We start from the raw sequence: 25,068 nt of genomic DNA on the forward strand, positions 1-25,068 counted from the left end.
TGTAAAACCTATATTTTAAATTTTAAAGAAATCAGGAGGTTACGTAGTAATGACTAGAATTATTGATGTAAAAGCTAGAGAGATCCTTGACTCAAGAGGAAACCCAACTGTAGAGGTAGATGTAAGACTAGAGTGTGGAGCTATGGGAAGAGCAGCAGTTCCATCTGGAGCATCTACAGGAGAGAGAGAAGCAGTTGAGCTTAGAGATGGAGATAAATCAAGATACCTTGGAAAGGGTTGTCTTACAGCAGTAAACAACGTAAACACTGAGATCAGAGAGGCTATCCTAGGGATGGACGCTACTGAGCAGGTTGCAATCGACAGAACAATGATCACTCTTGATGGAACTAAGACTAAGTCAAGATTAGGAGCTAACGCAATTCTTGGAGTATCTCTTGCAACTGCTAAAGCAGCAGCTAACGCAATGGGACTATCTCTATTCAAATACCTAGGAGGGACTAACGCTAAAGAACTTCCTTTACCAATGATGAACATCCTAAACGGTGGATCTCACGCAGACTCTGCAGTTGACGTACAGGAGTTCATGGTTCAGCCAGTAGGAGCAGCTACTTTTGCTGAGGGACTAAGAATGGGAACTGAAGTATTCCACCACCTTGGAAAGCTTCTTAAGGCAAACGGAGACTCTACAAACGTAGGAAACGAAGGAGGATACGCTCCAGCGAAGATCGAAGGTACTGAAGGTGCTCTTGACATCATCATGGAAGCTATCAAAGCAGCTGGATATGAGCCTGGAAAGGACATCACTCTTGCACTAGACGCAGCAGCATCTGAGTTCTGTGACGGTGGAGAAGATGGAAACAAAGTATACAACTTCAAGAGAGAGGGTGGAGTTAAGAGAACTACTGACGAGATGATCGAGTGGTATGCTGGACTTATCGAGAAGTACCCTATCACTTCAATCGAAGATGGTCTTGACGAGAACGACTGGGAAGGATTCAGAAAGCTTACTGCTAAAGTAGGAGCTACAACTCAGATCGTAGGAGACGACCTATTCGTAACTAACACTGAGTACCTTGCAATGGGAATCCAGAAGAAGTCAGCTAACTCAATCCTAATCAAGCTTAACCAGATCGGAACTCTAACTGAAACTCTAGAGGCTATCGAGATGGCTAAGAAAGCTGGATACACAGCAGTAGTATCACACAGATCTGGAGAGACTGCAGACGATACTATCGCAGACGTATCTGTAGCTACTAACGCTGGTCAGATCAAAACTGGATCTGCTTCAAGATCAGACAGAATGGCTAAGTACAACCAACTTCTTAGAATCGAAGAGGAGCTTGGAGAGACAGCAGTATACGGTGGAATGGAAGTATTCTACAACCTTAACAAGTAATTAAAGTATTTTAGAGTCGCCTGAGGGCGGCTCTTTTTTTATTTTTAAAATATATAAAATATCTCCCCAAATAAAATGTAATGATTACAAAAAGGTTGTTATTTTAAAAAGAATTTGGTAGAATGTGACCTGTATTTAAAACCACGGCATATTATTACAGAAGTAAGGGAGAGAAAAGAGTGAAGAGAAGAGAGAGTATAGTAAGTAAGTTCAGGGAGTATCTAATGCTGGATCTGGATCAATTTCTAGGTGAGGGTGAGGACCACCAAAGGGAAGACAGAATATTAACTGAGATGATCGATGAGTTCAGAAGAAGATGATGAGCAGGATAAGAAGGTGTTTAGTGGAGGGGGAAGAGATAGTAGTGGAAACGGAAACAGCGGGCTTGTCATACACACTGTGGAGTATCTTTTTGCTAGCCATTGTAATCTTCAGCTTCAATATATCGGCTGACCTTGGTCTGAAGTTAATATTGGTATCCTTTTTGCTGATCTATCTGATAAAAAGGAATGTGGACAACCAGGAGCTGGTTCTTACCAATAGAAGGGTACTGCACAGCACGGGAGGTGGAGTAGTTAGAGGGATCTATATAGAGGAGATAGAGGCTATGAGTATTATTGGAAACAATGGCCTACAGGGGAACCTGAAGATAGTGGGAAAGGGTTCTGAAATTATAAAAACCCACTGGATAACAGATCCAATTACCTTTAAGGTGGCTATGTCTAAACAGATTCAGATAAACAAGAGCAGGATCTAAAGGGGATAGGAGAAGAGATAATAAGGGTATCAAACTATTGATTTCTTAAAGGATAAAAGTTGTTGACAAAATGTAAGATCCAGGATATAATCTTACCATAATAAATACAAAGTTGTAACAAATACAAATTTGAAAATACAAAAATTCGGAGGTTAGGAAATGAAATTTAGATGTACAGTATGTGGAGAAGTTCTAGAAGCAGGAGTAGAGGTATGTCCAGTATGTAAGGCAGGATCAGATAAATTTGTAGAGATCAAAGAGGGAGAAGGAAGAGTTTGGGCAACTGAGCACATCATCGGAGAGGGACTTGCATGTGGAGACGAGGAGATCATCGCAGGTCTAAGAGCAAACTTCGAGGGAGAGTGTACAGAGGTAGGAATGTACCTGGCAATGTCAAGAGTAGCAGACAGAGAGGGATACCCAGAGGTAGCAGAGGCATACAAGAGAATCGCATTTGAGGAAGCAGAGCACGCAGCAAAGTTCGCAGAGCTTCTAGGAGAGTGTGTATCAGCATCAACTGAGGAGAACCTAAGCAAGAGAGTAGAGGCAGAGTACGGAGCAACTTCAGGAAAGTTTGAGATCGCTAAGAGAGCAAAGGCACTAGGATTTGATGCTATCCACGATACAGTTCACGAGATGGCAAAGGACGAGGCAAGACACGGAAGAGCATTCCTAGGACTTCTAGAGAGATACTTCCAGAAGTAATTAAATAGGTAAGTAAATAGTTATTAGAGAGGGGAGTCGTTAGACTCCCCTTTTTTATTGATGGAAGAAAAGAGTTTATTTGTTGATATTTAAGTTTACTTTTGATATATTGTAAGTTGAACCAAGTTTCGATATATGGTGATTAATGTATTGAATTATGGTACTCAGAGCTTCAAAGCTCTAAAAAAATTAGAGTTGAGATTTGTAATTTAAAAGATGAACACAGATACTTAAAAAATATTTGAAATTATGGGTAATTTGCGCCAATTGACGTAAATCATAGCATTGAAATGTGTTATTTTATATAGGTGCTAAAAGGAACATTTGTAATCCTATATTCACTTTAGGCTAACTGGATTAATTTTAAAGAATACAGGAAAAAAGCTTAAAATTGGTATATAGGTATTTGAATGAAATAAATAAATGAATGAAAGGGGTAAGTATCTATGAAGAGAGTGGGAACAATATCACTGATGTTTTTACTCACCTTTACCCTGCTCTTTCCTAAGGAGCAGCTGAAGGTAGGAGTGATCTACGAAAATGAAAGTTATGTAGACTACATGGGTGAAGTGTTAAAGGATGAACTCAAAAGAAATTTTGAGGGCAGTGACTATGAGGTAGAGGTTCAGAAGGCAACTCTTGTTGGAACAAAGAGTGAGTTTGACTCTGAATTAGCTTCAATGGAAGCGGATAAGGATATAGACGCTATAGTAACTATGGGGGTGATGGTTTCCGAACTGACCCTTTTAGATGACAGCGGATACGATAAGCTGGTAGTTGCTCCATTTGGGGTTGGGCAACCAGAGCGTGAGAGAAAAAATCTCAGCTATATTACAGAAGTTACAGATATCCCGGGAGATATCAAGTTTATGGAGGAACTCAAGGAGATAAAGAGGGTAAGCTTTGTAGTGCCTGAATTCTACGATGAGGGATACCTTAAGACTCAGACGGATAAGATACTGAGTAATGTGGAAGATGCGGGGTACCAGGTAGATATCATCTTGGTAGGAGATGATATCGAAAAGATTAGTGAGCAGCTGGACAATACAGATGCTATCTATGTATTTGAGATGACATATAAGAATGTAGATGAGATTCTGACTCTAGCTAGAGAGAAGAAGATAATGAGCTTCTCAAGGGTTTCAGGGAGAGACGGTTCCGAAAAGGTGCTTATGGGTTATGACAATACTCCAGAGGTTCAGAGAAGGGTAAGAGCCGGAGTGGTGAGCATGAGAAGAAGGATGGAGGGAGATGACCCGAGTGAGATAGTAACGGATCTGGGGAAATCGGATAAGTCCATCGACTTTAATATGGCCTTAGCCAGAGAGATAGGAGTCTTCCCAAGTCTTGTATTTGCTCAGAAGGTTAACTTTATTAACCTGAGAGAAAGGGGAGGAAAAGCCCTTGGATTTAAAGAGGGAATAAATATGGCCCTCAATGAAAATACGGATCTAAAATCCAGAAGAGAAAATATTACAACTGATGAGTACAATGTAAAGTCAGCTAAGGCAGACAGAAGACCTAATATAGATGCCTTTGCAGAGTATCAGAGACTGGATAAGGACTCAGCAAGGTCTCTTACAACACCGGCTGAAAGCTCGGTAAGGGGAGGAGTATCCCTTAACTACCTAATCTTTGATGACAATGTCAATGCCAATGTAACTATCAGAGATTATCAGAGAATTGCTACTGAGGAGAGATACAGACAGGAGGGGCTAGACACTGTTCAGAGCTTCTCACAGGCTTACCTGACTATACTGGAACTAAATGCCAGACTAGAGGTAGAGAGATACAACTATGAGCTTATGAAGGAATACCTACAGATAGCTAGAACAAAGTTTGAGGTTGGAGCTGCAGGACCTGAGGATATATACAGATTCCAGAGTGAGATCGCAGACGCCCTTACGAATATAGCTGAGGTAGAGGGACAGATAAGAATAGCCGAGGCAGACCTGAACAGGGTACTGAATCAGCCTATGGCTCTAAGATATACCTTAGAAGAGGTAAATACCCAGAGTAATGCCTTTAGAGAGATAACAGAGATCCTAAAGGAAAGCGGACAGAGGGTAGACGGACTAAGACAGTTCTTTATAGAGGAAGGAATAGCAAATGCTCCAGAACTAAAGCAGCTGGAAGCTCAGGTGTCAGCAAAGGAAAGAGAGCTAAAGGCAGCTGAGAGAGAGCGTTATATGCCTAAGTTAAGTGCCTTTGGTGAGTGGTCGGATGACCTGAAGGATGACTGGGGAGAGGGATCTGACATTACCAGAGATGAGGACAGATGGAATGTCGGAGCAAGGGTAGAACTACCTCTATATAAGGGTGGAGATATCGAGTATACTAAGCAGAGGGTAAGAAGTGAACTAAGATCTCTAGAATACGAGAAGACAAGCCTTGAGACTGAGGTAGGAAAGCAAGTTTCTTCATCCTTTGCCCAGGTAGTAAAGGACTATATTAAAACAGCTACAACAAAGGATGCAGCAGATGCAGCAAGTAAGAACCTTGAGCTAGTGGGAGATTTCTATGCCAAGGGAACTATTTCCATCTCAGATCTTTTGGACGCTAGAACAAACTCAATTTCAGCTGACCAGGTAGAAATAGCTGCCAGATACAGCTACCTGCAATCTCTAATCAACCTAGAGAGAAGTACAGGGGAGTACCTTGTGATGATGGATGATCTCACTAAGGGAGCGAAGCTGGAAAGATTAAAGAGCTATTTAAAATCAGAGAGTGGGAGGTAACAACATGAAAAAGAATATAGTGGTACTAATGATGGCTGCAGCTCTCCTGGGATGTGGAAGAAAGGAAGAGGTTGTAGAGGAGCCAACTCTTAGACCTGTAAAGTATGTGGTAATAGAGAAGACGGAATCGGATATAGCCAGAGAGTTTTCTGGTACTATAAAGGCAGAAACAGAATCCAGATTGAGTTTCAGGGTTCCTGGAACTATTGAAAGAAAGTTTGTAAGTCTTGGAGAAGAAGTCAGAAGAGGAGAGGTACTGGCTGAGGTAGACAGAATAGACTACGAGGTAAAGTATCAGGCTTCCATAGCGGACCTGGAGAAGACAAAGGCTAACCTTGTAAGAGCCCAGGCAGACTTTGAAAGATATCAGAAGCTTTACTTCAATGACAATGTATCCAAGGCTGAGTATGACAGTGCGTTAGCACAGTTTAAATCAAGTAAGGCACAGGTGGAAGCAGCAGAGAAGCAGGTGGAGTATGACAGACTTCAGCTGAGCTATACTAAGCTTGTTTCACCGGCTAACGGAACAATAGCTGAGGAGCTAAGCGAGGAAAATGAGACAATTTCAGCTGGAACTCCAGTATTTATGTTAAGTCTTGAGGGAGACCTTGAGGTGGAGTTCTTTGTACCAGAGTCACTTATCGGTCAGATAAGAGCAGGTGAGGAGATAGTAGTTGCAGCTGATGCCGCTCAGAGAGAGGAGATCAGAGGAGAGATAACTAAGGTAGGTACAGTATCAACTGGATTTGGTAGAACCTTCCCAGTAAAAGCTAAACTTATCGATCCATCTGAGGCTATAAAATCAGGTATGACAGCTCAGGTAAAGCTGAACTTTAAGTTTGCAGATGAGGATGTAATAATCCTACCACTACAGAGTGTGGTAACGGACAGTGTAGGTAATACCTATGTTTATAAGCTGGAAGATGTAAGCGAAAATCAGGGAACGGTAAAGAGAGTAGACGTTAAAACAGGGAAGGTGACAAACAGAGGAATCGAAGTTACTGAAGGACTTGAAAGTGGAGAACTAGTAGTTACAGCAGGGATGAGCAAGATCACTGAGGGTCAAAAGGTAGAGGTTCCGCCTAAGGGGGTTAGATAGTTATGAAACTGACAGAGATATCCATAAGAAACCACATGACTACCATAATCCTTTATGTACTAGTGGTAGTAGGTGGATACCTAGCCTATACAGGAATGGAGAAGGCAGAGGACCCAGGATTTACCATCAAGACAGCAACAATTACAACTTACTGGCCGGGAGCTACAGCAGAGCAGATGGAGAGACTGGTAAGTGATAAGATAGCAGAGACCCTTCAGGAGATGGAGGAGATAGACTTTATAGAAGCTAAGAACAGAGACGGGATCTCTACAGTATACTTCAATGCTGAGGCCATATACTGGGGAGATGAGCTTCGTCCAATCTGGGAAAAGCTGAGAAAAAAGGTATATATAGAGGCAGCTCCAAAGCTACCAGCGGATGTAATCGGACCATTTGTTAACGATGAATTTGGAGATGTATATGGTACTGTGGTAGCAGTTACCGGAGATGACTACTCATATACGGAACTATACAATGAAGCCAACAGGTTAAGAGAAGTACTTCTTATGAGAGTTTCACAGATAGGTAAGATACAGGTATATGGAGTACAGGATGAAAGAATATTCATCGAGTATAATAATGCAAGGTTAGCTGAGATGAAGATAAGCGTTAAGGATATCGCAGATGCTCTATCTTCAAGGAATATTATAATTCCAGGAGGAAATATCCTAGACAGAACGGACAGGATGACAGTGCTTCCTACAGGAAACTTTACTTCTGTGGATGAGATAGGTCAAACTGTAATAAATATTCCAGGTCAAGATGATGTGGTATATCTAAAGGATATAGCTACAGTTAAGAAGGGATATATCGATCCAGCTACCTATAAGGCTCAGTTTAACGGAAAGCCTGCTATAATGCTTGCGATCTCTCTGAAAGCTGGAGAGGATAACATTAAACTTGGAAGAAATGTAAAGGAGCTGCTGGCAACTTATCAGGATAAGGCTCCCCACGGACTGGACTATAATATAGTGGCATTCCAGCCGGATATTGTAGAGAACAAGGTACTGTCCTTTGTAAGTAACCTGGCTCAGGCAATTTTTACAGTACTAGCTGTAATGTTTATATTCCTAGGGCTCAGAACAGGACTTATCGTAGCATCTCTAGTACCTACAGCAATTGCCATTGCCCTTATAATGCTTCCTAAGATGGGGTATGGATTAAACCAGATGACCCTGGCGGGACTTATTATAGCTCTGGGGATGCTGGTGGACAACGCCATTGTAATGTCTGAGAGTATAATGGTAGCTATGGAATCTGGTAAGAGTAGGATGGAGGCTTGTCTGGATTCAGCAGCTTCCCTAAAGATACCACTACTTATATCCTCATTGACTACCATGGCAGCCTTCTCTCCAATTATGATGGTTGAGGAGACTATGGGAGAATATGTAGGACCACTATCTATAGTAGTAATAATAACACTATTTGCATCATGGCTTGTTGCCATGACCCTAGTACCTATGCTATGCCACAGATATCTAAAGGTAGAGCAGCAGGAGGAGAACTTTGAAACAAAGGGTTATAAGATGTACAGAGGAATGCTAACTAAGCTCCTAAAATTCCCTAAGCTGGGATTAATCGGTGTAGCAGGTATGCTTATAGTTGGTATAGGACTATTCACCCTGACTAAGAAGCAGTTCATGCCGGATTCAGATAAACCGATGATGTATACGATAATGAGACTGCCAATTGGGACTTCAATTGAGAGAACTGAAGCTGTAGTGGACGACCTGAATGCCTATATAGAGGAGAAGTATAAGGTATCGGATGAACTCCTGCCTACAGGTATAGTAGATCTTCTACTAACTGGAGGAACCACCAAGAAGTATGAGGATGAGGGAATCATCTCCTGGGGAGCTTTCATAGGAGGAGGAGCACCAAAGTATACGCTGATCTACAGTCCTGAAGCTCCAGCACCAGAGTATGCATATGTACTCTACAATACAACTAACTACAAGCTGATACCTGAGATATCTGAGGATATAGATAACTATCTTGCTGAAAGATATCCAGATCTTGAAGCATTCTCAAATATCCTGAGTACTGGTAACTCAGCGGAGAAGAATATAGAGTACAGGGTTACTGGAACTAACCTGGAAGAGTTAAGAGTTAATGTGGAAGAGATAAAGGCTAAGCTGGCAACAGTGCCAGGAGCAATCAATATAAGTGATAACTGGAACCAGGAAGTAAGAAAGGTAGTAGTAGACGTAGACCAGGACAAGGTAAGACAGGCAGGGCTAACAAGTGAAGAGGTAGCTATGTCCCTACAGTCTATCCTTACAGGTGTAGAGGCAACTACCTTTAGAAACCCAATGGCGCCGCCTATTAACAGTCTTGTGCCAGTAACACTGAGAACAACTTCTGAGTTCAGAGATGATGTAACAGCTCTTGAAACTACAAGGATATTCTCTGCTCGTACTGGGGAAACTGTACCTCTTAAGCAGATAGCAGACATTAAGATTGATTGGGCTCCAGGATATATCTATACAAGGGACAGAGTATTTACTATGAATGTAAGTGCAACCCTTGCAGATGACGCTACATCAGCTGAGATAGATGCAGCAATGATACCTTGGCTAGATGAGAAGATAGCTGAGTGGGGACCTGAGTTCAAGTGGGAGCTAGGTGGAGAGAATGAGAGCTCCAACGACAACTCGGAAGCTCTAGGGTCTAAGCTTCCAATTGCAGGACTTATCATAGTACTTCTTCTGGTAGCGCAGTTTAACTCAATTAGGAAGCCAATAGTAATACTATCGAGTATTCCTCTAGGAATAATCGGAGTATCTGTGGGACTTCTGATCTCTGGAGAGAAGTTTGGATTTATGCCACTGGTAGCGCTAGTATCTCTGGCCGGTGTGGTAATAAACAACGCCATCGTACTTCTGGACAGTATAGACGTTCAGCTGAGCGACTTTGGAAGAACTCCACAGGCAGCTGTAATAGAGGCCTGCCAGAGAAGAATGAGACCAATACTTCTGACAACAATAACAACACTTTGCGGTCTGTTACCTCTATGGTTCTTCGGAGGAACTCTATTTGCACCTCTTGCTGTAGCACTGATCTTCGGACTGATCTTCGGAACAACACTAACTCTTGGAGTAGTGCCGCTGTTCTACGCAGTTCTGTTCAGAGTTAACTTCAAGGAATATGAGTATGTTCCGGCAACGGAAACTGATAACAGATAGAATAAATAAAGCAGTATGGGAGGCACCCCTTGAGGTGTCTCCCTTTATCTTTAAGGGAAGTTTAAAGATCGGATGAAGGCCGGGTAAAATTAAATTTATAGTTGTCATAGTCTCTTGAAAAACCACCTTTAATATGTTAATAAAATAGAGAAAGATGAAGGGAGTGAGGCGGATGAATGTATATTTAGCATCTCTATTAGGAATGGGAGTAGTAGTAGCCCTGATGGTTGTGGCAGTGAAGATAGCAGACAGGTATAAGAGGGAAGCTCCGACAAAGGGAGTAGGGGAGAACAGAAGAAAGAGAAGGCATGGTAGATAGATGCCTACAAGTTTTTAAAGATAAAATCTCTAAAACTCTTTGAATTAAAGGATTTTGATCAAAAAAACCGAACAAAATAAAATAAAAATTGTTGTATATATTTTTTACTCTAGAGGGGTTATAATTTTCCTGTAATAGGTTGTTGAAACAAGGGTGTAGAGTAGAAGTATGGCAGTGAATTTCAGAGGGAAGTTTAGAGGCGGGGTAGTATAGAAGAGAAAGGAACCTTCTTTTGAGAGGGTTCTTTTTTGTTGCTTTTTACAGGATGTGCTATAATACACAAAATCTTAGACTGCCGGAGGAAATATGAAAAAGATAAGAGTAACGGTACCTGAAGATATATGGCGGCTTATGAAAAATGATATAGATGAGTTTGGGATAAACAACAATAAGCTGTGCAACTATATATTGGATAAACTGAAGTACAACAAGGAGATAAATGTAGAGAAGGATCTGGAGATCCAGGGGAGACCTCTGAAGAAGATCGTTCAGTTTGATCTCAATGTGGCAAATAAGGAGATCTACTATGATATCCTGAGGGAAAATAAGGTAGAGGTAGAGGCGGAGTATTTTAGGGAGCTCTTTGAGATATACTGCTCCAAGTTTAAATACCTGAGGGAACTCTTTGTCTTTGAGGACAAGGTAAGGGCTATAATGGAGGCCATAAAGAATAAGAGGAAGGTCAAGCTGAAGTACCTGGGAAAGGTATCCACTGTGGATCCCTACTTTATAAAGAGAGAGGAGCAGGGGGATGAGAACTACCTCTTCTGCTACGATGAAAAGACGGGGGAGTATCACAACTACAAGCTGAAGGAGCTAATTGTAGTTTCCTCTCTAGATGAGAAGATAAGGGGAAAGGACAAGAAGTATGTGGAGCATGTGAGGAAGAACTTTGATCCCTTCCTGGGAAATGGTAACTTCGTAAAGGTAAGGTTTACTCCAAATGGGGAGGTTCTCTATAAGAGTCTTACCAACTACAGACCTAAGCTCATTAAGAAGGAGGGAGATCTGTTTACCTTTGAGACCTCAAATGAGAATGCAAAACTCTACTTCAGGCAATTCTTAAAGGATGCAGTGATAGTTGAGCCTGAAGGTCTTCGTGAGGAGATAAAGGCTGATTTCCTGGAGGCCTACAGGAGCTACTAAAGTTTTTGGATAATTCTTTTTTAATTTTTTGATCTATGGTACAATTTGAAGGGATAGTAGGAAATGACTACTACCAGATTGAAAAAAGGTAAAAATGGGTGATATTTTGAGTCTGATTATCTTGAGAAAGGCCACTGAGTCTGACATAGCTGATATATATAAGTACCTGCACAGGGACTTTATAAAAAAATATTCACAGAATGGAGAGAAAGCCGAGTGGGAGAGCCACAGAAGATGGTATAAGTTTCTCATAAACTCCGACAGCTACCTTCTCTATATTATAGAGGATGAGAATGGAAGGTTCCTGGGACAGCTGAAGTTTGAGCTGGAGGGAGAGACCTCTATAGTGAGTATCTATCTCCTGAAGGAGATAAGGGGCAAGGGGCTTGGAAAGATAATAGTAGATATGGGGATAGAGGAGCTTCTTCATGAGAGTGATGAGGTGGATGTAGTCCTTGCATATATACTGGAGGAAAATGATGCTTCCCTTAATCTCTTTAAATCCTGTGGGTTTACCTATGAGAGAGAGGAAGAGTATGGAGGTCTGGATCACCACCTCTATATAAAGAGGCTGAGAGGTTGAGAAAGAAATCAAAGTGTGCTATACTTTTGGAAGTATTATTCTAGAAGATTATTGAAGATAGAAGAGGTAAGAAAATGAAAAAGAACTTCACATTAGGGAACAGATATTATTACTATTATCTATAGAAGGTTTGTAGAAGTACAGACCTATTTTGTATTTAGTAGATAAGGATCTGTACTATGAGAGTGAAGTTTTAAGATAAAGGTCTCATAGGGTGTTCCTATGAGACCTTTTTTTATTGAAAAGCAACGATATCTATGGTTGTGTTTTGTGAGTACGTCAGAGGACTGAAGAGGATTCTGATTTTGATTAATTAAATATTGTAATTTAAAATAACGACTTTAAGGAAAGTCAATTTATTTGGAGGGAAAAGATGGAGAACACTGAAAGAAATCCACAGGTTGAAGCAGAAGTAAAGAGACAATTGGAAGCATTTACAAGGGGAGTAGAGGATCTAGTATCTGAAAAGGAGCTGGAGAAGAAGATAAGGAAATCTTTAGAGACTGGAAAGCCTCTAACTGTAAAGTTAGGAATCGATCCTACTGGATCGGACCTTCACATTGGGCACGCAGTACCTCTAAGAAAGTTAAAGCAGTTCCAGGAGATGGGGCACCAGGTAAAATTCCTTATTGGAACTTTTACAGCTAGAATCGGAGATCCTACTGGAAAGACTGAAACAAGAAAGATGCTGTCAGCAGAGGATATCGCTAAGAATATCGAAACTTACCTAGACCAGGTTAAGCTAATCCTAGATATGGAGAAGACAGATGTTGTATACAACCACGAGTGGTTAGAGAGTCTAGGGCTTGAGGATGTACTTAAGCTTCTTTCTCAGTTTACAGTTCAGCAGATGATCCAGAGAAAGGACTTCTCAGACAGAATAAAGGCAGATAAGCCGGTATCTTTAATTGAGTTTATGTACCCTATCCTTCAGGGGTATGACTCTGTGGCAATCGAGGCAGATGTAGAGCTTGGAGCTACTGAGCAAAAGTTCAACCTACTTAGAGGAAGAGACCTTCAGAAGAACGCAGGACAGGAGCAGCAGATATGTCTTATGATGCCTATCCTAGTTGGACTAGACGGTGTGGAGAAGATGTCAAAGTCTCTGAACAACTACATAGGTATTACAGAGGCTCCAAATGATATGTTTGGAAAGGTAATGTCTATCTCGGATGAGCTTATGTGGAACTACTATGAGGTAGCTACAGATGTACCTATGGATGAGATAAAGGCTCTGAAGGAGGGGGTAGAAAACGGAAGTGTTCACCCAATGGACTGTAAGAAGAGACTTGGATCTGAGATTGTAACTATCTACCACAACGCAGAGGAGGGAGCAAAGGCCAGAGAGTGGTTTGAAAATGTCTTCTCCAAGAGAAATATGGATGTAGATCTTCCAGAGGCAAAGATAGAGGCTGAGGAGATTGGAGTAATCGATCTTCTTGTAAAGGAGCTTGGATTCTTTAAGGGAACATCTGATGCAAGAAGACTTATCCAGCAGGGTGGTTTCAAGGTGAACGATGAGCCTATCAAGGATGTAAAGGCTATGGTTAAGATAGAGGACGGAATGATCGTAAGAGCAGGAAAGAAGAAGATAGTTAAGATAGTAAAGTAGGAATGAGCCCCCAGAAGGGGGCTTTTTTATTTTAGATTTATTCCAGAAAATTAATTTTAAATAGGTGGGTTCAAGGGTATACTTGGTAATAAATTATCTGGGAGGGGAGTATGAAAATATTTATAAGTGCAGATATAGAGGGGAGCATAGGGGTTCTTGACGGTTGTGAGTGCAGACATGGAAATGAGGAGTATGAGAGAGCAAGGAGGTATATGACTGAGGAGGTGGCTGCAGCAAGCAGGGGAGCTTATGGGGCAGGAGCCAATGAGGTAGTTATAAAGGATGCCCATGGAACGGGAAGGAATATAATAATAGATGATCTACCAGAAGAGGTAGAGGTTATAAGGGGATGGAGCGGGCATCCCTTCACCATGCTCCAGGATCTGGATGCTACCTTTGACGGGGTAATATTTACCGGGTACCACAGCGGAGCAGGGATAGGAGGAAATCCCCTAGCTCACACAATTAGTGGGGGAGTTGTCCAGGAGATAAGGATAAACGGAGAAAAGGCATCGGAGTATCTTATAAACAGCTATACAGCCAGCTATGTAGGAGTGCCTGTTATCTATGTATGCGGGGATAAGAAGCTCATAGAGGAGGTAGAGGGGCATAAACTTGGAGTAAAGACTCTGGCTGTAAAGGAGGGAAGTGGAGGTTCAGTAAGAGGGGTGAGCCTTAAAAAAGGTATAGGATTAATAGAAGAGGGAGTGGCTCAAGCTGTAAGGGAGATTGAAAATATAAGAAAGATGGAGTTTCCTAAGGAGTTTAAGCTGGAGCTGATATTTAAGAGTGAGGCTCAGGCAGTGAGGGGAGGTTTTTATCCGGGAATGAGGAGGAGCGGGGCCTATGAAGTAGAGGGAGTCTTTACTGATTACTTTGACCTTCTGAGGGCACTGATGTTTTTAATAAGGGGATAGAGAAGTTCTTCATAAAGACTAAACTACCTTTAGAAATTAGAAAAGGACCCCTATTCAGGGATCCTTTTTTAAATTAATTAACCAACCTCTGCTACTGCTATCCTTCTACTCTTAACTAAGCCTGCTGCAAGGGATGCTAGCAGTGTTGGGATAAGCCATGCAAATCCCTCTGAAGCCAGGGGCAGAAGATCGAAGTGAGCTGTCAATGAAGATGAGATATTGAAGTCGGCAATAACTTCCAGGACACTGAAGAGGAGCCCTGTGGCGACCCCTGTTCTATAGATTTTAGTATTTTCAACTTTAAGTATATTGAGAACTATGAGGATAATAGTTACCGGGTAGAGGATTGTAAGTACCGGAACTGCTATATCTACCATAAATCCAATTCCTGTAGCTCCTAAAACACTTGAGATAGCACAGGTTGCTATTGTAATAGTTCTATAGGAAAACCTTGTTTTTTCTGCAAAGAAGTTGGATACAGTAGCAACTAAGGCTATGGAGGTTGTAAGGCAGGCTACTGTTACACACATCCCTAGAGCCATTACCCCAACCGATCCAAGGGAGGTCTCTGCAAAATACATAACAAGCTCAGCCTTTCCAAGGTTTAAGCCGTTGCCGTTGGCCATGGCTCCCAAATAAAGGAGACCGCCATAAACGACTGCCATACCTATTCCTGCTATGATACCGGCTTTGACGATCATAGAGCTCTGCTCCCTCTCATCGGTATAACCATTTCCCCTGAGGCTCTCAGCTATAACTGTACCAAAGATAACGGAAGCTATGGCATCCATAGTCTGGTATCCCCCGAAGAAACCGTAGGAGAAGGAGTTCTGAGGTGTGATACTCTTTCCAGGAACTCCAAAGCCTGAAAGGATTCCCTTTCCTATAATCAGTGCAAGTATGGTAAGGATGATAGGGGTCATATACTTTCCGATATTATTTAGAAGCTGAGAGGGCTTTATTACCAGTATATAAACAACTATAAAGTAGCAGCCCGATGCAAGTAAGGGGTTAATATCTCCAAAGTTTGGAGCAATTCCCATCTCATAGGCGGTAGCTGCTGTTCTCGGTATAGCCAGCATGGGTCCCAGTGCAAGGATCATAAGGGAAAAGTAGAGGGTGTTAAATCTTTCAGAGACTTTATCTGCAAAGTTGTGGATACTTCCCGCTCTACTGAAGGCCATAAGCCCCCCTACAGGAAGACATATTCCCGTAAGAAAAAATCCAGCTGAAGACATGAGCCACTCTCTACCAGTGACAAGACCTATTCCTGCTGGAAATATAAGGTTTCCAGCTCCAAAAAACATAGCAAATATTGCCAGGCCAAATATAAATACATCATTCTTATTTTTCATAGTAAACTCCTCTGTGTCGTGGTGCTTAATTTTTGTGACGATTGTATAATTTTATCACACAAAAGGGAGGGAGTCCATAAAATTGTGTGCTTTTTCAGTATTTAGATCCTTCTGGTGCGGAAAGTTAGTATGAAGTGACGATTGTTACCAATATAATGAACTCTTAATGTTTTTTATGAAAGGAGAAAGGAATTAAAGGTTTTAAATAATGAGTGGTTAAGTGAGTTTGAGTTTTTGAGAGAAGGGTAGAGTAAAGGATCCAAGGAATAAAAAAAGCTGCCCTCAGGCAGCTAATCTTTTATTACATAGACTGACTTGCAGACAGAAGAGATGGTACGATCTGCTTCTTTCTGGAAAGAACTCCGTCAAGCCAAGCTGAGTTGTTTTCTAACTTTACTCCAAAGGCCTGTTCCACAAGCTTTGAAGAATCACCAAGAACAAGAACCTGAGAACCTGAGTTGATGATGTCTGTGATAACAAGGATGAATACATCCAGTGCATTTTCCATAAGCTTCTGATCCATAACCTTTTCAAGTTCAGCCTGCTTACTTAACATTCCGGCAACATCAACAGTATTAACCTGAGAGATGGTAACATTTAAATCAGCCATATTAAATGTCTTGCTGTCCATGTCGATGATCTCCATAGAAGTCTTGTCTCCAAGGGAAGTTCCAGCTATAAGCATCTCCATTCCGTACTTCTTAGGATCTACCCCTGCAATCTCGCAAAGCTCTGTGGCTGCTTTGATATCCTGCTCTGTACAAGTAGGTGACTTAAAGATAAGAGTATCTGAAAGGATGGCACTTGCCATAAGTCCAGCTATCTGCTTTGGCGGTACAATTCCCGCTTCCCTGAAGAGCTTGTATACGATGGTACAGCAGCATCCTACAGTTTCAGCTCTTATGATAAGGGGTTCATTGGTCTCGAAGTTACCGAACTTGTGGTGGTCCACAACCTCTAGAACCTTGGCATCCTTGATACCGTCCACCGACTGGTGGTGCTCATTATGGTCCATAAGGATAACTTCTTTTCTAGTGAAGTTGATAAGGTTTTTAGATCTTATAGTTCCAAAGAGCTTACCGTCCTTACCTACAACTGGGAAGTTACTCTGGTTAGCTTCCTTCATCAGGTCCTTTACCTCACCTATGAAGTCATCCTCCTTGAAGTGGTAGAACTTCTTCTTAGGGATGATAGATGAAACTGAGATAGACTGAGTGATAAGCTTAAGAGTTTTAAATAGGTTGCTCTTAACCTTGATGATAGCACAGTCCCTTCCCTGTCTCGGGCTGATGTAGTCTTCATCCTTGGCGCAGACAATAATAAGTTTTGCCCCTGCGTGGATAGCCTTGTCGATTCCGTCGAAGAGAGTAGTTGTAACAACGATATCTCCCTCTTTAACTGAATCCATCTCCGATGCAGCTTTAAGTCTTCCCTGGATAACTCCGCTAGGGTACTCTCCACTGATAATCTCTCCCTTTAGAAGCTCCAAGATATTCTCATATGTAGATGAATACTTAGTGAAAAGATCCTTGTAGTCCAGCTCAAGATAAGCATTGGCAATGTGTGAAACATGAAGCATTCCCATAAGCTTCTTTTCCTCATTTATAACTGGAAGACTGGAGAAGTTCTCTCTGGTCATTGTTTCAAGGGCTGTTTTCAGTGAATCAGTAACATTGATAGCCTCAGTTTCTACCTGGGTAAGGTCTCCGATCTGAGGTCTAACTGTATCGATAAACTCAGGTTTTTTTACTCCGAAATATTTTAAAACGAATTCCGTTTCCTTGCTTAGATCACCTAATCTCACTGGAGTAGCTTTTACTCCCTGCTTATTTTTAAGATAAGAGTATGAGATAGATGAACATATGGAATCTGTATCTGGATTTTTATGTCCAAAAATTAGAACCGAATCCATAAATTGTACCTCCTTTAATTATAAATCACTTAGTATTTTAACATTATTTCCTAGTAAGGACAAGGGAAAACAGCTATAATGTACTAAAAAAATATTTTGCAGAATAAAAAGTTTTCGTATGTTCTATTTGCGAAGATGTACACAAGTTGTATGAGGGAAAAAATGGTAAAATAAAAAACTTTCTTGTGTGTTTTTTCATAAAAAAATATAATAGTTAGGGAAGGGCAACCTGAAGGCGAACACTTGGAAAAAAATTAAAAATAGAGATAAAGGAAGCTACAGTAGGATAGCAGATGAGCGGAGGAAGATAGATGGATATAGAAAAGAAGATGAATGAGCTATATGAAAGGATAGAGAAGTACAGTTATTACTACTACACGAGAAATGAAAGCCTTATATCGGATGTGGAGTTTGACAAACTTCTGGCTGAACTGGAGAGACTGGAGGAGGAGAATCCCCACTTAAAGAGGGAGGGAAGCCTTACATCCCAGGTAGGTTCGAGTCTTAAGGACAGTAAGTTTACCAAGGTAAAGCATAAAAATCCCATGCTGAGCCTTTCAAATACCTATAGTACAAAGGACTTAGAGGACTTTGACGGAAGGGTAAAAAGGATCCTTGGAAGGGACAGGAAAGTGGATTATGCTCTGGAGCTGAAGCTGGACGGGGTATCCATAAGTGTCCACTATGAAAGGGGAAAACTTACAAGGGCAGTTACCAGGGGAGACGGAGCTGTGGGAGAGGATGTAACGGAAAATATTCTTCAGATAGCCTCTATTCCCCACTATCTGAAGGAAGAGATAAGTATGGAGGTAAGGGGAGAGATAGTCCTTCCCCTAGATGAGTTTAAAAGACTCAACGATGTAAGGGCCCAGGCCGGTGAGGAGGTCTTTGCAAATCCAAGAAACGCAGCAAGCGGAACCCTTAAGCAACTGGATGCCACAGTAGTTAAGGAGAGAAACCTGGACTGCTACTTCTTCTTCCTGGTAGACGGGGGAAGCTACGGGTTAGAAAAGCACAATGAGAGCCTGGAGTACCTGGAAAGTCTGGGGATAAAGACTACAGGGGTATGTGAGGTGTGCAGCAGCATCGATGAGCTGGAGGAGAGGATAGCTCACTGGCAGGAGAGAAAGGAAGATCTGGGCTATGAAACAGACGGAATGGTTATTAAGATAAATGATACAGGACTTTGGGAGGAGCTGGGAGCCACAACTAAGAGTCCAAGATGGGCTATAGCCTATAAGTTTCCTGCAAAGCAGGTGACAACAAAGCTTACCGGGGTGACCTGGCAGGTGGGGAGAACCGGGAAGGTAACTCCTGTGGCAGAACTAGAGGAGGTAGAGGTTTCTGGAAGTAAGGTAAAGAGAGCCAGCCTGCACAACTACGATGAGATCCTGAGAAAGGATATCAGGGTAGGAGACAGGGTATTTATAGAGAAGGCTGCAGAGATAATTCCTCAGGTTGTAAAGGTAGTTAAAGAGGTAAGGGACGGCAGCGAGATAGAGATAGAGCTCCCTACAAACTGTCCAGTGTGTAATGCCCTTCTAGATAACGTAGAGAAGAGCGTAGACTATGTAGATGCAATAACCTTCCTTGGAATAGAGAAGGTGGGAGAGAAGAAGGCCAAGCTCCTGGCTGAAGCCAGCGGAAGTATAGAGAAACTTATGGAGCTGGAGCTGGAGGAGCTGGAATCCATAAAGACCATAGGAAAGAGGCTAGCCAAGGCCATCTATGAGTACTTCAGAGATGAAGAGAATATAGAGCTTATAAAGACCCTGAAGGAGAGGGGGGTAAGCTTTAGTTTTGATACCGATGGAGTAAGGAAGATAGATAAGAGGGAGTTTGCAGCAGACCCTAAGCTTCTTGCCTTTGTATCCAAGGACGATGTGGTGGATATAAGATGTATCAACGATGACTGCCCGTCAAAGCTTCAGACAAAGATAGAGTACTTTGTATCCAGGGACGCTATGAATATAGATGGGCTGGGAACCAAGATAGTGGAGAAGTTCATAGAGCTGGGGAAGATTAAGGATGTATCGGATATCTATAGACTTCATGAGTATAGAGGCGAGCTGGAGCAGATAGATAAGATGGGGGAGAAGTCCATCGAAAACCTTCTGAACTCCATAGAGGAGAGCAAGAAGAGGGATTATACAAAGACCCTCTATGCCCTTGGGATTCCCCATGTAGGGAAGTTCCTTGCCAAGCTTCTGGCAACGGAAAGTAAGAGTCTGGAGAACCTGAAAAACATGACTAAGGATGAGCTCCTGAAGGTGGACGGAGTGGGAGCCAAGGTAGCTGAAAGTGTGTATAGCTACCTGAGAAATGAAGCCCACCTTGAGATGCTGGACAGGCTGGAAGGCTACGGAATCAACTATGAGATGGAAGCATCGGGAGAGGAAGGTTCAGAAAGGAGCAAATTTGCAGGAAAGAACTTCCTATTTACAGGTAAGCTGCAGCACTTTGGAAGAAGTGAGATAAAGGAGGTCATAGAGGACCTAGGGGGAACTAACCTCTCAGGGGTAAGCAAGAAGCTGGACTACCTGATAGTGGGGGAGAAAGCCGGAAGCAAGCTGAAGAAAGCCCAGGAGCTGGGAACAGTAGAGATCCTCACCGAGGAGGAGTTCCTGAATCTCATCAAGGGTGGAGATACAGAGGCCAGCCAAGAGAAGCAGGAGGAGAAGGCAGAGGAGAAGCCGGTGGCAGAGAGAAAGCCAGAGAAGCTGGAGAATAAAAAGTTATTTTAGGGGTAACTTTTTACCCCTCTCCCCAGTCTAAAAAACTGTGTGCAAAGAAAGTGGAAGAGCTTCTAAAAATAACCTAAAACACTGAGCTTACATTGACGTTGAGGGGTCTTTGTGGTAACATAGAAAATGTTAGAATAGACTATTTTTAGAAAGAGGTAAAACACTTATGATAGGGTCGTTATTAAAGAAGGTTTTTGGTACCAAAAATGACAGAGAAATTAAGAGAATTGAAAAGATAGTAGCTGAAATTAACAAGCTAGAGCTTGACTATGAAGCGCTGTCCGATGAGCAGCTGAAGGGAAAGACAGTTGAGTTTAGAGAGAGACTTGCTAAGGGAGAAACTCTAGACGATATCCTAGTGGAAGCTTTTGCAACAGTGAGAGAAGCATCTAAGAGAACTCTTGGAATGAGACACTACGATGTACAGATGATTGGTGGAGTGGTACTTCACGAGGGGAAGATCACAGAGATGAAGACTGGAGAGGGTAAGACCCTTGTGGCAACTCTTCCAATGTATCTGAATGCCCTTACTGGAGAGGGAGCACACCTGATCACAGTAAATGACTACCTGGCAAAAAGAGACAGGGATCTTATGGGAAGGGTATATGACTTCCTAGGACTTACATCTGGAGTACTGTTAAACGGGATGCCAAATGAAAAGAGAAAGGCAGCCTATGAGTGCGATATAACCTATGGTACAAACTCGGAGTTCGGATTCGACTACCTGAGAGATAACATGGTAAGCAAGCTAGAGGACAAGGTACAGAGATCACACCACTTCTGTATCGTGGATGAGGTGGACTCGATCCTAGTGGACGAGGCCAGAACACCACTTATTATCTCTGGTGCTGCAGAGGACACAGCAAAGTGGTACAAGATATTCTTCCAGGTATCTCAGATGCTTGTAAGAAGTGTGAAGACAGAGGGAATCAGGGATATCAAGAAGAAGAAGGAGATGAATATCCCAGATGAGGACTGGGGAGACTACGAGGTAGACGAGAAGTCCAACAACCTTTCCCTTACTGAGAAGGGGGTAAAGAGGGTAGAGGAGATCATGAAGATAGATAACCTTTACTCACCTGAAAATGTAGAGCTTACTCACTACATGAACCAGGCTCTGAAAGCCAAGGAGTTATTTAAGAGGGACAGAGATTACCTGGTAAGAGACGGTCAGGTAATAATCATAGATGAGTTTACTGGAAGAGCCATGGAGGGAAGAAGATACTCCGACGGACTGCACCAGGCAATAGAGGCCAAGGAAGGACTTAATATCGCCGGGGAGAACCAGACCCTTGCATCGATAACACTTCAGAACTACTTTAGAATGTATGAAAAATTATCTGGAATGACTGGTACAGCAGAAACTGAGGCTGAGGAGTTTATGCACACATATGCTTTGGAGGTAGTGGTTGTACCTACACACAAGCCAATTCAGAGAGCGGATATGCCAGACCTAGTATATAAGACAGAGGCGGAGAAGACAACAGCTATCCTGGACAAGATAGAGGAGCTTTATAAGAACGGACAACCTGTTCTTGTGGGAACAATTTCCATCGCAAGTTCCGAGCTTCTATCCTCTCACCTAGGTAAGAGAGGGGTACCTCACGAGGTACTAAACGCCAAGTTCCACGCAAAGGAAGCTGAGATCGTAGCTCAGGCAGGAAGATATAAGGCAGTAACTATCGCAACAAACATGGCAGGTAGAGGAACGGATATCATGCTTGGTGGTAACCCTGAAGCCATGGCAGTGAAGGAAACAGGAGAAACCTTCGGAGAAACATTTAATGAGGCTCTTGCTAAGTACAAGGTACAGTGTCAAGAGGAGAAACAGCAGGTACTGGCTGCAGGAGGACTGTTTATCCTGGGAACTGAAAGACATGAATCCAGAAGAATAGATAACCAGCTTAGAGGAAGATCGGGAAGACAGGGAGATCCGGGAGCATCGGAGTTCTACCTATCCCTAGAAGATGACCTTATGAGACTCTTCGGATCTGAGAGAGTAAGTAATGTAATGGAGAAGCTGGGACTTCCAGAGGGAGAGCCTATTACCCACAATATGATAAGTAAGGCAATTGCCAACGCTCAGAAGAAGGTAGAGGCAAGAAACTTCGGGATCAGAAAGAACCTTCTTGAGTTTGACGATGTAATGAACAAGCAGAGAACAGCTATCTACTCAAGCAGAAATGAGGCTCTTGCTAAGGATGACCTGAAGGACACTATCATGAATATGCTGAGAGATAATATCCACAGCTTGGCAGCAGAAAGACTTGTAGGGGAGTTCAAAGAGGACTGGGATATGGCTGGTCTTGCAGAGAAGATAGGGGAACTCTACGACTATGAGATAACAGACCTAGATGAGTATAAGTCTATGAGTGTAGAGGAGTATGCAGGAAAGCTTTGTGAGAGAATAGAGGCACACTATACAGAGAGGGAAGCTCACTTTGGTGCTGACATGATGAGAAAGCTTGAGAAGTATATCCTATTTGAGGTAGTAGATGCAAGATGGAGAGAGAACCTGAAGACTCTGGATTCCCTGAGAGAGGGTATCTACCTGAGATCCTATGGTCAAAAAGATCCAATTGTAGAGTACAAGCTTCTATCTGGAGAGCTATATGCTAAGATGCTGAAGACGATCAAGGAGGAGACTACATCCTACCTATTCAAGATAAGAATAAGGGATGAGAGGGAAGACCTTGAGATGAAGAGGACGGAAGCTCCTAGAAATGTATCCTACAATACAGAAGAGGGAGCAGAAGAGGAGAAGAACGGTCAGAGAGCTTCGGACAAGGTGGGAAGAAATGATCTTTGCCCTTGCGGAAGTGGTAAGAAGTATAAGAAGTGTTGCGGAAGAACAGTATAAATTTAGAGGCAAGTGGGAGGCGTTAAAGTGAAAAAACTTATAATACTACCATTCCTTTTATTCATGGTATCTTGTAGTTCGATGTTTGCTCCAAAGGTAAACCTAGAGGAGAAGTATCCAATCGAAGAGCAGGATATAAGAAACTGGGATGAGACTATTAGTTATATAATTGAAAGAGAATCTCTTATAGAGGACTGGTACGGGGGAGACAACCCAATCTACTACCTGAGAAAGACTGGTAAGATGAAGGAGAAGGAGTTTAACTTCCTTCAGTCTCTGGAAAAGAAGAAGACTATTACAGAGGATGACAGAAAGGAATTTAACAAGCTTGTAAGAAAGTATGTTAAAAAGGTAGACAGAACCTTCAGGCTTAAAAATGAGAACCTGAAGAACCCTAAGGCACTGGTGGACAAGATGGTTGCTGAGTCTATGGGAACAAGAATAGACAACCCGTCTAGACACATCCTTGAGGTGGTAGCTTCTGAGAAGGAGAAGGAAAGAATTGTAGCATGGTCTAAGCAGACGACTCTTTCAGATAAGGACGTAAAGAGGCTGAGAAAGCTTCTGAATAAGTTCATAAAGAGAGAGGAGTTCTTCGATGTAAAGAGCTGGCAGAACAGAGAGATGTCTGGAAGACTTGAGGAGATCATAGAGATCTCTGAGAGAGGAAAGACAACCAAGGATCAGAGAAATAATGTAAATGCAAAGGCTATGTATATAGCTTATGAGGAGTATCTATCTGAACTGGAGAAGTGGAGATAGGTAGAACAGTAAAAGCCGAAGAGGAATCTTCGGCTTTTTTTAATAGCTCCTAGGCGGCAGCAGGCTGGGCCGGGGAGAAGATGGACTTCAATATAGTGGATACGGCTTCAGGGGTGAAGCTACACTCCAAGAGATTAGGTGTAACAGGGGCAACCGATCTATTATAGTTGTTTATGAGGACACCTTTCTTTAGAGCAGAAGCTATATGAGATATACCGGTATCCACTGTAATAACTAGAGCCGATCTATCTATAAGGTCAACCAGGTCATGAAGGGAATCCTCTTTCTCTATCCTCCTAAAGTTGATGTAAGGGATCTCCTCTAAAGTGGAGGTCAGCTCCCTTTCAACAGCAGGATCTATACTTCTGGATTCAACGGAAGCTCTTCCATTGTAAAGAATCAGGGGTTTTTCGGTCTTAAAAGAGCTATATTTTGCAGAGGGCATTCTTCCAATATGATACTCCCGTTGTTCCCTTATTCCCATGGAGTTCAGAATGGAAATAGAGGTATCTATATTATGGTCTTCCCGGGGAACTGAGATATTCATCGCTTTAAGCTGATAGTCCCTCTTTCTTTCAGTGCCTATAATAGTCATAGGGGATAGAAGCCTCATAAAGAGGAGTTCCCTCAGGTAGACTGAGCCAGTGGTCTCGATGTAGTGGGAGAAGTATCCTCTGTATTTGAGAGCAACGGCAGCCTTTCTGAAGATATCCGAGGATTTTTTCCTGTAGCACCTGGTGATGATGGCATCATCGATATAGGGGTCTGCCTCCAGGAGTTCTTTTGTAATATGGCTTCCCATGACTGTTACGTGAAATCCGCTTTTTTTTAGGCCTCTGATTAAGGGAGTTTTGAAGATATAGTTTCCGATCTTCTCGCAGTCGGCGATTAAAACTTTTTTTTCTGAAAGTTTTTTAACATTTATTTTATTTCTTCTGTCTAAAAGAAGAATCCATAGACGGATTAGTTTATTTGAGATAGTTTTACCTATATTTTTTCTGATTTTTTTGACCATTA

17 protein-coding genes and 1 pseudogene are annotated in these 25,068 nt (G+C 42.2%); 15 read left to right on the plus strand and 3 right to left on the minus strand.

Annotated elements, in window-relative coordinates:
* The first annotated feature begins 49 nt into the window (after window positions 1-49).
* The 12 genes from eno to QMG11_RS10035 all read left to right on the plus strand — a co-directional run bounded on the left by eno (window position 50) and on the right by QMG11_RS10035 (window position 14,418).
* Entirely contained in the window at window positions 50-1,357 is a 1,308-nt protein-coding gene (gene eno, locus QMG11_RS09980; RefSeq protein ID WP_281835658.1) for a phosphopyruvate hydratase, read from the plus strand.
* Between the two features lie 179 nt (window positions 1,358-1,536).
* Window positions 1,537-1,677, plus strand: a complete 141-nt coding sequence (locus tag QMG11_RS09985) for a hypothetical protein (RefSeq protein ID WP_281835659.1) — start codon at window positions 1,537-1,539, stop codon at window positions 1,675-1,677.
* Window positions 1,677-2,114 carry a hypothetical protein gene (locus QMG11_RS09990; protein WP_281835660.1) on the plus strand — a complete coding sequence of 146 codons (438 nt, stop codon included), beginning with the start codon at window positions 1,677-1,679 and terminating at the stop codon, window positions 2,112-2,114. Before QMG11_RS09985 ends, QMG11_RS09990 begins: the two co-directional genes overlap by 1 nt.
* Before the next feature lie 159 nt (window positions 2,115-2,273).
* On the plus strand, window positions 2,274-2,819 hold the full coding sequence (locus tag QMG11_RS09995) for a ferritin family protein (protein ID WP_281835661.1): 546 nt from the start codon (window positions 2,274-2,276) through the stop codon (window positions 2,817-2,819).
* Window positions 2,820-3,265: 446 nt separating this feature from the next.
* A complete protein-coding gene (locus QMG11_RS10000) occupies window positions 3,266-5,557 on the plus strand; it encodes a TolC family protein (RefSeq protein ID WP_281835662.1) in 2,292 nt (763 codons plus the stop codon).
* 4 nt (window positions 5,558-5,561) lie between these two features.
* A complete protein-coding gene (locus QMG11_RS10005) occupies window positions 5,562-6,656 on the plus strand; it encodes an efflux RND transporter periplasmic adaptor subunit (protein ID WP_281835663.1) in 1,095 nt (364 codons plus the stop codon).
* A 2-nt stretch (window positions 6,657-6,658) separates the two neighbouring features.
* Entirely contained in the window at window positions 6,659-9,841 is a 3,183-nt protein-coding gene (locus tag QMG11_RS10010; RefSeq protein ID WP_281835664.1) for an efflux RND transporter permease subunit, read from the plus strand.
* Window positions 9,842-10,013: 172 nt separating this feature from the next.
* On the plus strand, window positions 10,014-10,160 hold the full coding sequence (locus tag QMG11_RS10015; RefSeq protein ID WP_281835665.1) for a hypothetical protein: 147 nt from the start codon (window positions 10,014-10,016) through the stop codon (window positions 10,158-10,160).
* A 306-nt stretch (window positions 10,161-10,466) separates the two neighbouring features.
* Window positions 10,467-11,306: a WYL domain-containing protein gene (locus tag QMG11_RS10020; protein WP_281835666.1), complete on the plus strand. Its 840-nt coding sequence runs from the start codon at window positions 10,467-10,469 to the stop codon at window positions 11,304-11,306.
* A gap of 106 nt (window positions 11,307-11,412) precedes the next feature.
* Window positions 11,413-11,889: a GNAT family N-acetyltransferase gene (locus QMG11_RS10025; RefSeq protein ID WP_281835667.1), complete on the plus strand. Its 477-nt coding sequence runs from the start codon at window positions 11,413-11,415 to the stop codon at window positions 11,887-11,889.
* A 373-nt stretch (window positions 11,890-12,262) separates the two neighbouring features.
* Window positions 12,263-13,501, plus strand: a complete 1,239-nt coding sequence (tyrS, locus tag QMG11_RS10030; protein WP_281835668.1) for a tyrosine--tRNA ligase — start codon at window positions 12,263-12,265, stop codon at window positions 13,499-13,501.
* A gap of 110 nt (window positions 13,502-13,611) precedes the next feature.
* On the plus strand, window positions 13,612-14,418 hold the full coding sequence (locus QMG11_RS10035; RefSeq protein WP_281835669.1) for a M55 family metallopeptidase: 807 nt from the start codon (window positions 13,612-13,614) through the stop codon (window positions 14,416-14,418).
* Between the two features lie 77 nt (window positions 14,419-14,495).
* On the opposite strand, the gene brnQ is transcribed toward QMG11_RS10035, so the two are convergent.
* A complete protein-coding gene (gene brnQ, locus QMG11_RS10040; protein WP_281835670.1) occupies window positions 14,496-15,773 on the minus strand; it encodes a branched-chain amino acid transport system II carrier protein in 1,278 nt (425 codons plus the stop codon).
* Window positions 15,774-16,074: 301 nt separating this feature from the next.
* On the minus strand, window positions 16,075-17,685 hold the full coding sequence (locus tag QMG11_RS10045) for a putative manganese-dependent inorganic diphosphatase (protein ID WP_281835671.1): 1,611 nt from the start codon (window positions 17,683-17,685) through the stop codon (window positions 16,075-16,077).
* A 311-nt stretch (window positions 17,686-17,996) separates the two neighbouring features.
* Between QMG11_RS10045 and ligA the strand changes: the two are divergent.
* The 3 genes and pseudogenes from ligA to QMG11_RS10060 form a co-directional block, all read left to right on the plus strand.
* Window positions 17,997-20,318: pseudogene (ligA, locus tag QMG11_RS10050) on the plus strand (NAD-dependent DNA ligase LigA); the annotation flags it as partial.
* Between the two features lie 277 nt (window positions 20,319-20,595).
* On the plus strand, window positions 20,596-23,289 hold the full coding sequence (gene secA, locus QMG11_RS10055; RefSeq protein ID WP_281835673.1) for a preprotein translocase subunit SecA: 2,694 nt from the start codon (window positions 20,596-20,598) through the stop codon (window positions 23,287-23,289).
* A gap of 27 nt (window positions 23,290-23,316) precedes the next feature.
* On the plus strand, window positions 23,317-24,051 hold the full coding sequence (locus tag QMG11_RS10060) for a hypothetical protein (RefSeq protein ID WP_281835674.1): 735 nt from the start codon (window positions 23,317-23,319) through the stop codon (window positions 24,049-24,051).
* A gap of 49 nt (window positions 24,052-24,100) precedes the next feature.
* On the opposite strand, the gene QMG11_RS10065 is transcribed toward QMG11_RS10060, so the two are convergent.
* Window positions 24,101-25,066 (minus strand): glycosyltransferase family 9 protein, encoded by a 966-nt coding sequence (locus QMG11_RS10065; RefSeq protein WP_281835675.1) that lies wholly within the window; start codon window positions 25,064-25,066, stop codon window positions 24,101-24,103.
* Between the last annotated feature and the right edge of the window lie 2 nt (window positions 25,067-25,068).

This window comes from Propionigenium maris DSM 9537 (assembly GCF_027925155.1).
Classification (GTDB): domain Bacteria; phylum Fusobacteriota; class Fusobacteriia; order Fusobacteriales; family Fusobacteriaceae; genus Propionigenium; species Propionigenium maris.

What these genes read in the sequence shown, in the direction of transcription:
- eno (WP_281835658.1), top strand. Translation starts at nt 50, where the DNA reads ATGACTAGAATTATTGATGTAAAAGCTAGAGAGATCCTTGACTCAAGA.
- QMG11_RS09990 (WP_281835660.1), top strand. Translation starts at nt 1,677, where the DNA reads ATGAGCAGGATAAGAAGGTGTTTAGTGGAGGGGGAAGAGATAGTAGTG.
- QMG11_RS09995 (WP_281835661.1), top strand. Translation starts at nt 2,274, where the DNA reads ATGAAATTTAGATGTACAGTATGTGGAGAAGTTCTAGAAGCAGGAGTA.
- QMG11_RS10000 (WP_281835662.1), top strand. Translation starts at nt 3,266, where the DNA reads ATGAAGAGAGTGGGAACAATATCACTGATGTTTTTACTCACCTTTACC.
- QMG11_RS10005 (WP_281835663.1), top strand. Translation starts at nt 5,562, where the DNA reads ATGAAAAAGAATATAGTGGTACTAATGATGGCTGCAGCTCTCCTGGGA.
- QMG11_RS10010 (WP_281835664.1), top strand. Translation starts at nt 6,659, where the DNA reads ATGAAACTGACAGAGATATCCATAAGAAACCACATGACTACCATAATC.
- QMG11_RS10015 (WP_281835665.1), top strand. Translation starts at nt 10,014, where the DNA reads ATGAATGTATATTTAGCATCTCTATTAGGAATGGGAGTAGTAGTAGCC.
- QMG11_RS10020 (WP_281835666.1), top strand. Translation starts at nt 10,467, where the DNA reads ATGAAAAAGATAAGAGTAACGGTACCTGAAGATATATGGCGGCTTATG.
- tyrS (WP_281835668.1), top strand. Translation starts at nt 12,263, where the DNA reads ATGGAGAACACTGAAAGAAATCCACAGGTTGAAGCAGAAGTAAAGAGA.
- QMG11_RS10035 (WP_281835669.1), top strand. Translation starts at nt 13,612, where the DNA reads ATGAAAATATTTATAAGTGCAGATATAGAGGGGAGCATAGGGGTTCTT.
- brnQ (WP_281835670.1), bottom strand. Translation starts at nt 15,773, where the DNA reads ATGAAAAATAAGAATGATGTATTTATATTTGGCCTGGCAATATTTGCT.
- QMG11_RS10045 (WP_281835671.1), bottom strand. Translation starts at nt 17,685, where the DNA reads ATGGATTCGGTTCTAATTTTTGGACATAAAAATCCAGATACAGATTCC.
- secA (WP_281835673.1), top strand. Translation starts at nt 20,596, where the DNA reads ATGATAGGGTCGTTATTAAAGAAGGTTTTTGGTACCAAAAATGACAGA.
- QMG11_RS10065 (WP_281835675.1), bottom strand. Translation starts at nt 25,066, where the DNA reads ATGGTCAAAAAAATCAGAAAAAATATAGGTAAAACTATCTCAAATAAA.